The organism is Sulfolobus sp. B1 (assembly GCF_007050195.1).
In the GTDB taxonomy this organism is placed as follows: Archaea; Thermoproteota; Thermoprotei_A; order Sulfolobales; family Sulfolobaceae; genus Saccharolobus.
Window position 1 is genome coordinate 18,566 of the sequence record NZ_QIMI01000001.1, and the last position, 13,436, is coordinate 32,001.

General features: G+C 35.5%; 10 protein-coding genes. 3 read left to right on the forward strand and 7 right to left on the reverse strand.

All coding sequences use genetic code 11. From position 1 onward, the window contains the following. Positions 1-16 precede the first annotated feature (16 nt). Positions 17-2,068, reverse strand: a complete 2,052-nt coding sequence (locus DMP16_RS00080) for an ABC transporter substrate-binding protein (protein WP_069284325.1) — start codon at positions 2,066-2,068, stop codon at positions 17-19. Positions 2,069-3,742: 1,674 nt separating this feature from the next. Here DMP16_RS00080 and DMP16_RS00090 point away from each other — a divergent pair. Then, positions 3,743-5,089, forward strand: coding sequence for an MFS transporter (locus DMP16_RS00090; RefSeq protein ID WP_069284326.1), 1,347 nt, complete (start codon positions 3,743-3,745; stop codon positions 5,087-5,089). 4 nt (positions 5,090-5,093) lie between these two features. Here the strand turns inward: DMP16_RS00090 and DMP16_RS00095 are convergent, their stop codons facing one another. The 3 genes from DMP16_RS00095 to DMP16_RS00105 form a co-directional block, all read right to left on the reverse strand. Further along, a complete protein-coding gene (locus DMP16_RS00095; protein WP_069284327.1) occupies positions 5,094-5,864 on the reverse strand; it encodes a Zn-dependent hydrolase in 771 nt (256 codons plus the stop codon). Between the two features lie 48 nt (positions 5,865-5,912). Beyond that, positions 5,913-7,022 carry an enolase C-terminal domain-like protein gene (locus tag DMP16_RS00100; RefSeq protein WP_143576789.1) on the reverse strand — a complete coding sequence of 370 codons (1,110 nt, stop codon included), beginning with the start codon at positions 7,020-7,022 and terminating at the stop codon, positions 5,913-5,915. Between the two features lie 89 nt (positions 7,023-7,111). After that, the gene (locus DMP16_RS00105) at positions 7,112-8,134 is read right to left on the reverse strand and encodes an LLM class flavin-dependent oxidoreductase (protein WP_069284329.1); all 1,023 of its coding nucleotides are present in this window, start codon (positions 8,132-8,134) and stop codon (positions 7,112-7,114) included. Between the two features lie 88 nt (positions 8,135-8,222). On the opposite strand from DMP16_RS00105, the gene DMP16_RS00110 reads away from it, so the two are divergent. Next, a complete protein-coding gene (locus DMP16_RS00110; protein ID WP_069284330.1) occupies positions 8,223-9,368 on the forward strand; it encodes a homogentisate 1,2-dioxygenase in 1,146 nt (381 codons plus the stop codon). On the opposite strand, the gene DMP16_RS00115 is transcribed toward DMP16_RS00110, so the two are convergent. From DMP16_RS00115 to DMP16_RS00125, 3 genes are all read right to left on the reverse strand, one after another. Beyond that, positions 9,365-10,177: an N-acyl homoserine lactonase family protein gene (locus DMP16_RS00115; RefSeq protein WP_069284331.1), complete on the reverse strand. Its 813-nt coding sequence runs from the start codon at positions 10,175-10,177 to the stop codon at positions 9,365-9,367. The genes DMP16_RS00110 and DMP16_RS00115 overlap by 4 nt on opposite strands. Before the next feature lie 448 nt (positions 10,178-10,625). Further along, positions 10,626-11,138: an OsmC family protein gene (locus DMP16_RS00120; protein ID WP_069284332.1), complete on the reverse strand. Its 513-nt coding sequence runs from the start codon at positions 11,136-11,138 to the stop codon at positions 10,626-10,628. A 127-nt stretch (positions 11,139-11,265) separates the two neighbouring features. Further along, complete coding sequence (locus DMP16_RS00125) at positions 11,266-11,730, reverse strand: DsrE/DsrF/DrsH-like family protein (RefSeq protein WP_143576791.1); 465 nt, start codon at positions 11,728-11,730, stop codon at positions 11,266-11,268. 340 nt (positions 11,731-12,070) lie between these two features. Between DMP16_RS00125 and DMP16_RS00130 the strand changes: the two genes are divergently transcribed. After that, positions 12,071-13,435, forward strand: coding sequence for an FAD-binding oxidoreductase (locus DMP16_RS00130; RefSeq protein ID WP_069284334.1), 1,365 nt, complete (start codon positions 12,071-12,073; stop codon positions 13,433-13,435). Position 13,436: the final 1 nt, after the last annotated feature.

The window sequence follows — 13,436 nt, forward strand, 5'->3', positions numbered from 1 at the left end:
CCCTTTCACCTCTCTTTCAATATAGGTCCGCGTAGAACATCCCATCTAATCCTGGGCTGTACCACAATCCGTGAATAGTGGATGACGTTACAGTATATGCTAAGAAGTCATCTAACCAGACGTATTGGGCTTGAGCTAACGTTAATAATGTTATGTTATTAAATATTTGCTGTAATTGTGTTGGATTACTTGTCCTAACCGCTTCTATAATCAATTGATTAATTGTTGTATTATCTACGAAGGCTGGATTACCGTGATGTAATCTTGCTATAGATAGAAGATATATTGCTGGATCAATAGGGCTTAATACTGGTGGAAAGTTACCGGCTAATTGGAATGCAGGATAAGCGGAAGAATTTGGAGGATTGAGGTAAGATTCGACTATTGTTACTGCAGACTCAGCGTTTAATTGAACGTTTATCCCTATTTGAGCTAACTGTTGTTGCACTAATAATGCCTCATCTTGTAGTGCAGTGCTACCAGACTGATATGTTAAAGTTATCGTAGGGAATGGTTTACCATTCGGATTTATAACTGTCCCATTAGGCAATACTAATTTAAAACCTGCTTGAGTTAACAATTTAATTGCTAAAGAAGGATTATACGTATAACCTTGTATTGACGAGTTATAGTAAGGTAATGCTGGGTCATTAGGACCCACATAACTGACCGCAAATCCTTTGTAAACTTGTTGTTGTATAACCGTAGGATCTATCGCGTGGGCTATTGCGAGCCTAACAGCTGTAATATTAAATGGATATTGATATGCGTCTATAGCCAGAAAATCTATTTGAGCTGATGGTCCCCATACATATATCGTCGTATTTCCGGATGTGAAGACTACTGGATATATGCCTTTAGATACTTCACTCTGAAGAGTTGATAAACCAGAAGAACCTATTAGTTCTGGCAATTGTATAACGTCAACTTGAGATATTTGTGCTTTACCTTGTTGTAGGTCTAAAATTCTTACTGCTTCATTAGTTTGATAGTCTATGATTATAGTCTTAATTTTTGGCGTTTCAAGCATAGGATTTACCATATTCTTTGGAATTTGTGAAGCCCAGTAATTCGGACTAGCGTTCAGTATAACGTAAGAACCACCTATAGGGGTTTCAAGAACATAAGGACCTGATCCTAAAGCGTGAGTAGATAGATAAGTATTTGGAGAGTCTATTTGAACTCCTCCATGCTCATCAACAAATACTGGATCGACTATTGCACCTGCACTAGTCGATATTGCTGCCAAGAAAGCTGAGTATGGATAGTCTAGATTAAATTCTACGGTATATGGATTCAATACAACTACGGCTTGATGAGGATAGGACATTATTTTCTGTATGGTCTGATTGCTCACATTGAAGTGGGAAAGGATGTACGCTAAGTCATAAGCAGCTTGCTCCATAGCTATAGTCTGGTTTGACGAAAAACTGTATCCAGCGTTTTCAAATGCTTGAACGATTCCGTTCGGTAACATAATAGTTCCAGTTTTTCCATTTGGTAAAGTACCAACAAATCCCACACCGTTGTTTACTGCTAATCCTTGGCTAACATAGATAGATATTCCTAGATCTATTAGCATTGTCCTATATATTGAAAACCATACATCAGTAGCGTTTAGTGGGCTCCCATCACTAAACTTTATAAAAGGCCATAAGTGAAATACATAAGTAGTACCGTTATTCAGTACAGTCCAGTTCTCTGCTAGAACTCCTATGAAGCTAGATGTATTGGTTCCATTATAGAATACTAGTGTCTGATATACGTTTTGAATAATCTCGCCTCCTGCAATATCATAGCTAGTAGCTGGATCTACGCTCACGGGAGCAGCTGCTTCTTCTACGGTAATGGAAGAAGGTACTGAGACGTTAGTAGCAATTGGTATGGTAGATGATGATGTAGGTATGCTTGTCATGCTAGTAGTGGATGAAACTGTTGTAACGAGGTTAGTCTTCGAGTGATTAGATATTAAAAGTATACCTACTATTGCTCCTATTATTACTATGATAATTACTATAATAGCGATTATATATTTACTAATTCCTAAAACTAATTTATTCCTTCTCATAACGAGTATAGTTTAAGGTACACTATTATAAAAATTTTTATCACATATGTACTTCATTAACTACCTAAATTTACTGGGTAATGTATCTACTATTATAAAAAATTTTTGAATCAGTTATGTCATTAAAAGTTGATTTTATGCAAATTATGTGAAAAACTAAAGCAAGTAATAAAGCGTATTATTAGAGGATGTTTATAAAGCTTGAGATTAACTTTTTATAGTGCCTACACAGTGTGATACTTTTAATAACAAATTACAGCGTGGTGAAAGCCTAGCCATTTATGGCGGGGAGGAAGTCAGTTCAACTGGACTATACGTCAAATATCAGAAACTGTGATCCACTTCTAAAATATCTCACATGCATCTAACTTTATTTATGACTTAAGAATAATACGATAAAATATTAAAATATCTTTAAAAATTATTATAATTATAAGAAGAATTATAATAACATTGAACTATCGAAAAACCGTGTTGTGAAGTTTGATCTCGGAAATTAATCTTCTGACTTCCTCTTCTCCCTGAAGGGTGAGGCTTTCCTCAGCTTGCAAAGAGCCTTTCCCTCTATTTAAGAATTTCTTCCCTAGCATGAAACTCTTAAACCTTCTCAGCTTTACTCTTCAACTCATCAAGCTCAGTAATCCTCTTCTGAAAATAGAAAATCACTCTTAACTATGGAACCGCGGTAAAATAGAGTTTTACCATGATCAACTAAAACCGTTGCTAACATGTTTATACCAAGGTCAATTGAGGCTGTATTGTTACCTTTAGGAACGGCTATTTAGATCTTATCCCTTTTACCGTGAATTATGAGGGAGTTCTTTACTGGTTTTTTACTCTTCTTTGAAACTACCCTACTAGCGTCTATAGGAATATGAGCATAGAACTTATTGATTATGTGTATTTCTATCCTTCCTTATATGCCAAACCATCTAAGTGTGCCTGCAAAGGGTATTTCCATCTTCCAGTCCTTCACACTAAAATATGCCTTTCCTCACCAACCTTATAACGGTCTTGCGTAATAAGAAGATTCCTCTCGCCGTTTTCTATCCAATAACTTGGTTATGAAATTTGATTAGGGAAAGATGTAGGTCTTTCTTCTTTAGCAGAGAGAAAAAGGGACGACCAAGCCTCATTATTCTTGTGCAATACTGCTTGTGCATTAACTCCAAGTATCCCCTTGTACTTCTCGTAGAATTTATTCCAAGTACCCTTGAAGTCTATTTTCTTTTGTTGGAAGAACTGTTGCCTTCTCTCATATTTCGTTCCACATCTTTGATGTTACGTCAGCTTAGCTTTCTTTTTTGGTATCCGTTAGGGAATAGTCTAAGAACGACTGTTCTTACACTCCCCTTTGGTATTGCGGGAGTGATAATCTGTTCCCCTGCTCCTCATCTTTATTAAGTTGACCAGAAGGGAGTGGCATAAAAGAGACTACGATTTTTATATTTTAAAAACTTTTACCCCCTTCTTGAAAGGTAAGGTTTGTCGTTATTTTATTATGATACAATATTTAAAGATTTACGAAATGAGGAAAAGCTTAATGTGGGGAGAAGTCAGCTTGCTTCGGTAGTTTTACTTTGATATGATAGATAATTTATTGTTTTATATTACTTAAATATTCCTTACATGTAAGGAGGCTATAATATTAATTTGGAAGATTAGTTATGTCTCATGAGCAAAGACTTCACTCCATTCGATAATGCACCAATAAAGAATGTACACTATAGATGGACTATATTAGCTGCCTTAGGTGACTATCTAGATGCCGGGGCGATAGTGGCAGGAGCTGCCTCTGTTTCCATTTGGGTATCCTATTTTCATTTGAGCTCGATCCTCTTAGGCTTGATAGCTGCATTAAGTCCTAATGCTTTTGCTGCCTTCATTGGAGCATTAGTAGCTGGTCCTTTAGGTGATAGATATGGTAGAAAAGCGATTTACACGTATGACCTTATATTCTATATTATAGGTACCATTATAGTCATTGCAAGTGTAAATCCGTTCATGTTAATTTTAGGGTATATAATAACTGGAATAGCTGTGGGTGTAGATGTTCCTACATCATGGTCTTTAATTGCAGAATTCTCTCCTAAAAGAGGAAGAGGTAGATTAATGTCCTTCACCAACCTCTTCTGGTATATAGGTCCAATAGTAATATTATTGCTAGGAGTTGGAACATATTCTGTAGGAGTAAACTCTTTCAGAATACTTTTCGGGAGTTTAGCATTGGTCGCACTAATTACTTGGTTACTTAGAAGAGGACTGATAGAATCACCTAGATGGTCCGCTGCTAAGGGTAAGGAAGAGGATGTAAAGAAAGCTATTGAACAGCTTGGTGTAAGCTCACCATCGACTAGTGTTACTTCCGGCATAGAAAATTCCAAGCCTAAATTGAGCCAATTCGCTAAAGGATTTGCATTTATCATCCCATTATACATTATGTGGGGAATACCAGCTGGTACATTCGGATTCTTCTTACCATTTTTCGTAAAGGATTTGGGAATTAGTAGTGCTACTGGAGGAGATTTAATACAAATACTCTGGTTCATAACTGCAATTATGGGAGTAATACTAGTTCCAATGCAGTTATCAGATAAGGTTAACAGAAGACTATTATATGCAATTTCAGCAATGGTATGTGCGATAGCATTCGCTATACCCATAGCTTTACCAGTGAAGATACTAGCTGTAGCAGCTGCTAATGTCATATTATTCGGCTTTGGACACGGAATGGGTCTATGGCCAATAACTAGAATGTGGTCAGTAGAGCTTTTCCCCACAGAAATAAGAAATACAGCTCAAGCTTTAGTATGGGCTTCAATGAGGTTTGCGATTGGAGTATGGAGTATATTTGTCCCTACTATCGTGTCAACAATAGGTTACAGTGCAATAGCCTCTGTTGCTACAGCCTTCTTTGTAGCTAATGCCATAATAGGGGGACTATTTGGACCAAGAGCTGAGGGAAAAACTTTAGAAGAAATATTAAAAGAATTTTATGGACAGAAAATTATGCAAAAATAATTTTTTAAACTATTTTTTCTCCAAACCTTTCAACATTTTTTGGATCATATGCAGGTATGACAATATCACACGTTTTTCTTAAATACTCATAAGCGTTTAGGCACTCATAAATATTCTCTGCTATACCAATTGGTATATTCTCCTCAAAGTTTCTCGCAACAAACGCTGAGTCAGTTATACAAATTCTCTTTTGACCATTTATCACAATGGATAACGAGCTCCTATGATGGCAACCAGTCCACTTAACGAAGACGTTCTCACTAATGTAATCATCATCAATTAAAACTATCCTATTCCACGCCTTTTCAAATAGATACTCTCTAACGTATCTAGGTAAATATATGTCTCTATTTAAAAAAGGTGAAGGATTAGGATTAACTACATCCTCAAACCATCCTCTTTTAGAGAAGTAAAACTTTGCCTTATCAAATAAGTCAATATTACCTATTGCATAGTCTTGGACTGGGGTTATCACAACTTTTGATATATCTTCTAGTTTAATATTGTATCTAGCTAAATGGTTTTCTATTCTTTGATCTTCGGTAAAGGAGAACTTACATCTATCATTACCAGCCCATTCTCTTAAAAACTTATTCCTTAACGTTAAATCCCTAACTAAACCAGTGTTAATTAAAACATATTCATCTCCATCCTCTATCAAAAAAGAGTAAAACGAAAGCTTCATCCAATTGTTGAACTCTCTCATCCAGAAAACTTCTGCTCCCGGTACTTCTCCATGTTCTCCTACCTTGAACATGAGAACTCTCTTTATCATTTAATATCCTCATCATCTCTCTAATATAAAAATGAAATCCCTGACTAGTTAGTTAAGACTATACTCTATTCCAAAGCCTACTTTATCGTTTAAGTAGAAATATCCATTCTTGGGTCTCGGTGGATTAACCATGAAGTCCTCCATCCATCTATATTTAGTTAAGAACTTAGCCATTGGGCAGATGTGAGGAGGGCATGAAAATAGGAAATGCAGATTATACGGTATGCTAGTGTGAGGAATGACTTGTAATCCATAAGCCTCAGCTAATCCTTGAACTTTCTTAAGAGTGGTAATTCCACCAGACCATAAGGCATCTGGTTGCAAAATCTCTATGCCATAATCTGCTAAAAGTTTAAATTCCTCAACGGTGTAAGCGTGTTCCCCTGCTGCTATGGGAATTCCTATCTCCTTACTTAATACCTTATAAGCATGGTATTCATCTGGTGGTAGTGGTTCTTCTATCCAGCTTAACTCATACCTCTCTAGTCTCTTTAACATTCTTCTAGCGTACTTTAAATTCCAAGCCATCCAAACGTCAGCCATTAGGTCTACATTATAACCTATAGCATCTCTTACAGCTTTAACTAGTTCCTCATTCCTCTCCATCCCCTTATAGCCATCTAATGGACCACAACATAATCTCATTTTCATAGCTTGATACCCTTCTTCTAGATAGCTTAAAGCCTCTTTTCGTAATTCGTTTATATCAGTTGGATGTAAATGACTGGCATAAGCTGGAATTCTCTCCCTAGTCGGACCGCTTAATAATTTATATACAGGCTTTCCAGTCTCTTTACCTTTTAGATCCCATAACATTAAGTCAATTGCACTTATTGCCATCATTACTATCCCTTTTCTGCCAAAAGGTAAGGTTATTCTATAAAGCAAGTCAAAAATTCGTTCGGTTTCATCAATTTCCCTTCCGATTATTACGTTTTTTAACTTCAAAATGATGTCTGCAACCATGTCACTAACTTCTACAATACTTTCCTCATTGTTGTCTGTGACCATTTTAACGAAAGAGACCGTATTATAGCCAGCTGACTCTAGTGGATTTAAGCCCTTTATTTCATAATAATCTGTGGGTTTTGTATAAGGATAAGCCTCTAGATTTGGTTTATAATTCGCCTTAACTAATACGATATCTTTTACTCTCATTCTTAGCTATATTTATTTCTTAAATAGAAAAAAAGTAAACCATACAAGTAAGGTAATAGTTTTATTAACTAAGGTAGCTTATCCGTAAGTTAATCGCTAAATTCGAGTGTAATACCTTTACTTTCTAATGCCTTGCTAACCTTTTCCTTAAGTAGTACCATATTCTCCTCAACCATCTCTAAGGGCTTCATACCGTAGTCTATTAAGAACATTAGCCTTGTTGGTCTAGCTAATTTATAGATATACTCTATCTGGTTAGCTATATCCTCTGGTCCACCTAACAATAAAAGACCGCTTTTATATAACTCATCTAAAGTCCTCCTCTTAGCATATAATCTTGAAAATACGTATCTATGTAAGTAGTCTTTAGATTGTTCTATTGCATCGTGAAAAGACTTTCCTACGTGGGTATGAAATGATAACGATAACTCCTTTTCTTCTAATCCAGAACTTTTCAATCCCTCTCTAAACGAGTTCACAACTTGACTTATGTCATCAAGCTTATCGACAGTAGCATAAGGTATCATCATTAAATTAAATCCTTTCTTGCCAACATGATATGCAGCTTCAGCTCTTAGAACAGCTATCCATATAGGAGGATGGGGCTTTTGTAGTGGTAAGATGTTTATACTTAAGTTTTCAAAATTGAAATACTTTCCGTGAAAAGTTACAGTCTCTCCTCTCATCGCTCTTAAGATTATCTCTAATCCCTCATCAAATATCTCCCTCTTAAATTCAGGGTTAATGCCAAAACCCTGAAATTCATGCTTTAAGTACCCACTACCCATAGCTAGATTAACTCTTCCCTTCGATATAACGTCCAACAATGAATACTCCTCAGCAACTTGAATTGGGTTTTTGAAAACTATCGTAGATACAGCCGGTCCTATTCTAATTTTACTAGTTCTTGTAGCAACATGAGAGAGAAAGACTGGTGTTGAGGGTACGATTCCATAATTTGAGAAGTGATGTTCAGCTATCCAAACACTTTGGAAACCTAACTTCTCAGCAAATTCTATCTCCTTTACTACTTGCTCGTAATATTCCCCCTTTGATAAACCGCTTTCTGGATAATAATCTACTACCCAAAAGAGTTCAGGTTTTATTTTCATAAGACTAATTTAGGATACATTTAAAATAAACTTTACATTGAAGTGTTTCGATTATATATTTAAATTTGTCCTAAACAATAGATAATATATGGTATTTTACGTAAAGCAGGGAGAATTGCCTAAGAAAAGACACACACTGTTTATGAAAGATGGGAAAATTATTAGAGAAGAAGTCTTTGGTACTGAAACCTTTTTCGGTAGGTACTCATTACTTTATCACTTAAACCCTCCAACTAGGGTGATAAAGCTAGGAGAGTGGAAAAGCTTTAGCATTAAAGAATGGGAAGAATCCGGTTATAGACATCACAAGCTTAGTACGTCAAAACTAGGTAACTCCTCTGATCCATTTATTGATAGGAAGCCTCTCCTATACAATGATGAGTTAGTACTATCCTACGCTAAGCTAGAAAGTAATTCACCTTATTTTTACAGAAATGCAGACTTTGACGAAGTATATTATCTCCACACTGGAGAGGCGAAGTTTGAGAGCGTATTTGGAGAATTAGAGATAAAAGAAGGGGACTATTTATTGATTCCAAGGGGGACAACTTATACTTTCGAGATAAGAAAGCCTTCAGAGTTTTTCATAATAGAGGGAAAGAAGATAGAGGTACCTAAGAGATATAGGAATGAGTATGGTCAACTCATGGAGGGTTCTTTCTATTATTACAGAGATATCAGAACTCCTACACTTAGAACATTTGATGAAAAGGGGGAATATAGAGTTGTGATAAGGAGTGAGAAGGGGTTCCAAGTAGTCTTTGTAGATTATCACCCATTTGACGTAGTGGGATGGGATGGCTATCTATTTCCATTTGCTATTAGCGTATATGACTTAGAACCAATAACTGGGAAAATTCATCAACCTCCAATAGTTTATACTACTTTTACTGGTGAGAACTTTGCAATATGTACCTTCGTGCCTAGGCTTTTCGATTATCATCCGGAGGCTGTTCCAATCTCATATTATCATGAGAACATTGATGCTGATGAAGTGATCTTTTACTCTTCTGGGCAGTTCATGAGTAGGAGGGGAATAACCAAGGGAGATATAACTGTTCATAGGGGAGGTCATGCTCATGGACCTCAGCCCGGAGCCTTAGAGAGCAGTTTAGAGAAGAGAGGTAAACTAAATGATGAAGTAGCAATACTAGTTGAAACCCAAAAAAGGCTAAAGTTAAGTATTTACGCTAAGGAGATTGATGATCCAAATTATCCATTGTCTTGGGTTTAATCCAGGCTTTTTGGAGCTTTAGGATATTTATCCCAAAGTTTTGGATCATGGGATATTATTACCGATGTTCTCGGAACTTTCATCATAGCCTTAAGCTTCTTCATGTTTAGGAAGTATTCCTCAGCGTCACCCAATAACCAACCTTTAGATTCGTAATCTAGTTCTTCTGGTACGTGAAGGAAGTCTCCAGTAAAGACGTAATTATTTTCATTCTTAGTCCTCACTTTAACAACTATTGACCCTGGAGTGTGCCCACCAAATAGGAAGAGCTCTATACCCGGTAATAGTTCAAAATATTCCCCAGTAATAGGCATTATATTCATATTTCTCAACAATTCTAAGTCATCATATACGTAGGGGACTGGTTTGTTCAACCAAGCGTTTAATAATGCAAACTTTAGTTCCTTCTCATGAACTATAATTCCCGGCTTAGAAGATTTGAATATTTCTAAACTCCCAGTGTGGTCTAAGTGTAAGTGGGAGAAGACTATAAAGTGTATATCCTCTGGCTTGAGTCCAATACTCTTCAACTGATTCTCTATCTTATTCTCGTCAGAAAAACTAACTATCGGGAATACGCTCAACGCCATATTAGGCCATTTGGTCTTTGACTTCTCTGAGATCCCAGTATCAAACAATATAATACCATCCTTATGCTCTATTACAGCACTCATAACACTAACGTCAACCCAATTCCTAGGCTTAGGATTAGTCATCTCCTCAACAGTCATAGGTGTAGGTAAAAACCAACCTATATCTGCCCTAATCTTACCGTGATCTAGAAGATAGATTTTATTAACTTGGTTCATAAGACATAATGGCATTTATGATTTATATGTTTTAGTTTGAAAGCATTCTATTTATAAAATACATTTTTATTTTAATTATTATACAATTATAGTGAAGAAAAACATTAGCTCTAAACCTTAGTAAAAATATTTTGAATTTTACAGAGATTTTGTTAACTCATGATCATAGTGAGGTTGTATGGTTATAAAAAATAAATCTCAACCAACCTATTTATTAATCAGTATTACAAAATGAAAGACAAGCCTCGCCCTTTAGGGCTGGGAGGAGTCCAGCTATATTAACACATTCTATAATTCGTTTTATACCTTCAAGATGATACTATACGATTAAAACATCACCTTGATAAAAAAGAGGACACACCATTTAAGATGAGGTTAGATATAACTGAGAGATGAACTAATATTAAATTTACGGTAGGGATTTCGGAAGTCTATTTCGCATTATAAATTAATATACTACCTCTCCATTGACTCTTAGTGAGGACGTAATCTTAGCGGGTGTAGTTAACGTTGAAAGAACTGGGCAATGTAACTCTACTAATTCCTTTAATCTTTTCACTCTCTCTGGATCAGCGTCAGTTTCAATATCAATTGTGTATTTTATATCCGTAAATCCCGCTTGAACTTGTGAAATACCTAGGAACCCTTTAGGATCTAGTTCTCCATCGACTGTTACACTTAACCTCTTTATATTAATTCCTAACTCAGAAGCGTAGACTTGAAAAACTATGCATTGGCAAGAACCTAAGGATATTAAAAGTAACTCTACTGGATTAGGTCCCTTATTACTTCCTCCTAAACTTTCAGGCTCATCTATAGTTAATTTAAATCCCCTCACAGATGCTTCCACATGAAATCCATTAATTAAAGTAGTATTAACCCTAAAATGAGCTTTAGCGTCTTTCAACTTTTTTATATCATCTCTAACCCTTTTAACCACATCCGAAATTTGCGAGTCCATGAATTATGGTTAGTTGCATGAATTTTAAAATTGCAAGAATTATGCAATAAATTATTTTCTAGAAAATAACCTAACTGATTTCCTTTAAAAAGTTCCATTGTAAAAAATTTTTTAGCCTTATGAAGGTTTAAAATACCATTACTATTCCCGGGTAAACTTCCTCTAAGAAGGATTCTGCACCTTTTATATCATCTACGATATCCAATAAGTCCTCTTTCTTTATACCATAAGTAGCTGCAGCTAATGGACAAGCATATATTCTTAATTTCTCGCCATATAACTTTTTAAGCTCAACAAACATATCCGACCAGTCTTGCAATTTACCAGTTTTTATCATTTCTTGTAAGTTTTTAAGAAAAATTTCAACATTAGGACCATACATCTTAGGGTAAATACTAAAGTCTTCTGGATTCAAGCTAGACCAAACTTTTTTAGCTGTGTCTTTTCTGAACGCCACTAATCCCTCATTAACTAGATGCAAGACCACTTTCCAGCCAGAGGATAATGCTGATGCTGCATAAACTGCTACACAACATATCCTATTTGCTGCGCCAGACTGAACAACAATTCCTAATTTTCTTTCTTGGCTCATGAATTATTTTATGATTTTCATTACATTTAAAACTTACGATAAGTGCAACATAATGATCTTAACAGAATATATTATCTAACGCTATTACAAGATACGACTAGCGTGAAATTTCTCTCCCTTAAAAAATATATGCACATATAATTGTAATATAGGTACAAATTGTGGTCATAGTCCAATTTCAAACGTGTGCGTACTTAAGTCTTTCTATATATAAATCACAATTTCATTCACATCAATAAAATTCAATTTATAACAAAATAACAAAATTGTTGTTCAAGAATCTTCATGTATTAATAAATTTATAAAGTATCAATTAATGAATTAAAAAATGTGAATAACCTTGCTTGATACATTCTTAAAAGGGGTTGAGTCCAGAGGCATCAGTATCCTTAAAGACGTAGAAGGATATAGAAGAGATTGGACACCTTTACTAGCTTTGGAGGAATATCTAGGCAAAGATATAGGAAAGCCTATTGCAGTATTAAAGGTGAGCAATAATGATCAAATTTCAGAAATTGTCAAACTTGCAAACAAATATAAAGTATGTTTAGTTCCTTTTAGTGGAGGGTCTAGTGTGGTTGGAGGTGCTTACCATAATAAAGATTGTGTTGTATTGGATTTAAGCGATCTTAATAAAGTAATTGAGTTCAATGAGGAAGATTTAACGGTCACAGTAGAGGCGGGAATAAAGATAAAGGACTTAGAGAGTTGGCTAAACAATAAGGGGTATACGTTAGATTATCATCCCCAATCTTTTTACTTAGCAACTATAGGCGGTGCGATAGCACATAAGGGTTCTGGGTCTCATAGTAGTAGTAATATAGAGGAGTTAGTGTTATGGTTAGAGGTTATACTTCCTAATGGAGAGAAAATCGAAGTTGGTCCAAATAAATCAATAAGGAATTCAATGGGTCCAGAATTAATGCATCTATTTATAGGCTCTGAAGGTAGATTGGGTATAATAACTAAGGCTAAGTTGAGAGTAAAGCCATTAGCTAATTACTATAAAGATTTAGCCTTTTATTTCGACACTTTTGAGGACGCAATAAGGTTTGCTAGAGAGTACACAATACACGTTCATCCTCCCTATAGAGCAGTAATTCATGATAACGAAAGTGGTAGTTACATGTTGGGTTTACCATATTCTATCTCTCTTATAAGGTTAAGAGAATATGACCAAGAGCTAGTAAACGCTGAGGAAAGTATAGTTAAGAAGATAGCGAGATCCTACAACGGTAAGGAAGGTGAGCCAGAGCTGGTTAAAAAGTGGAGGGAAGTCTTCGCTAAAAAATATGAGGAACAGCTACTTTATCTCGTCACACAAGGATATTGGAATGACACATTAGACCTAGCTATTAGTTGGAGCGAATTACCTAAAATGTATCGTGAGTTGAGAAAATCTATAATGTCGTTATCAGGGGTATATAATGTTCTTTCCAGGTTAAGTCACCTTTACATGAATGGCTCTAGCCTATACGTAGTAGTTATATTTAAACAAGACCCAGAATTACTTGAGAAGATATGGGAGACTACAGCCAAAGTTGTATTAAAATACGGTGGGACTATTTCACATCATCACGGAGTAGGATTTTTAAAGAAGAAATGGATAGGCGAGGAAAAGAAGGACGAAATTAGATTATTTAATATCATCAGAAATTACTTAGATGAAAATGGAGTGATGAATAAGGGAAAGCTTATTGATTAAG

Excerpts from the sequence above, each read along its gene's own strand:
- DMP16_RS00080 (WP_069284325.1), bottom strand. The coding sequence starts at position 2,068 with ATGAGAAGGAATAAATTAGTTTTAGGAATTAGTAAATATATAATCGCT.
- DMP16_RS00090 (WP_069284326.1), top strand. The coding sequence starts at position 3,743 with ATGAGCAAAGACTTCACTCCATTCGATAATGCACCAATAAAGAATGTA.
- DMP16_RS00095 (WP_069284327.1), bottom strand. The coding sequence starts at position 5,864 with ATGATAAAGAGAGTTCTCATGTTCAAGGTAGGAGAACATGGAGAAGTA.
- DMP16_RS00100 (WP_143576789.1), bottom strand. The coding sequence starts at position 7,022 with ATGAGAGTAAAAGATATCGTATTAGTTAAGGCGAATTATAAACCAAAT.
- DMP16_RS00105 (WP_069284329.1), bottom strand. The coding sequence starts at position 8,134 with ATGAAAATAAAACCTGAACTCTTTTGGGTAGTAGATTATTATCCAGAA.
- DMP16_RS00110 (WP_069284330.1), top strand. The coding sequence starts at position 8,223 with ATGGTATTTTACGTAAAGCAGGGAGAATTGCCTAAGAAAAGACACACA.
- DMP16_RS00115 (WP_069284331.1), bottom strand. The coding sequence starts at position 10,177 with ATGAACCAAGTTAATAAAATCTATCTTCTAGATCACGGTAAGATTAGG.
- DMP16_RS00120 (WP_069284332.1), bottom strand. The coding sequence starts at position 11,138 with ATGGACTCGCAAATTTCGGATGTGGTTAAAAGGGTTAGAGATGATATA.
- DMP16_RS00125 (WP_143576791.1), bottom strand. The coding sequence starts at position 11,730 with ATGAGCCAAGAAAGAAAATTAGGAATTGTTGTTCAGTCTGGCGCAGCA.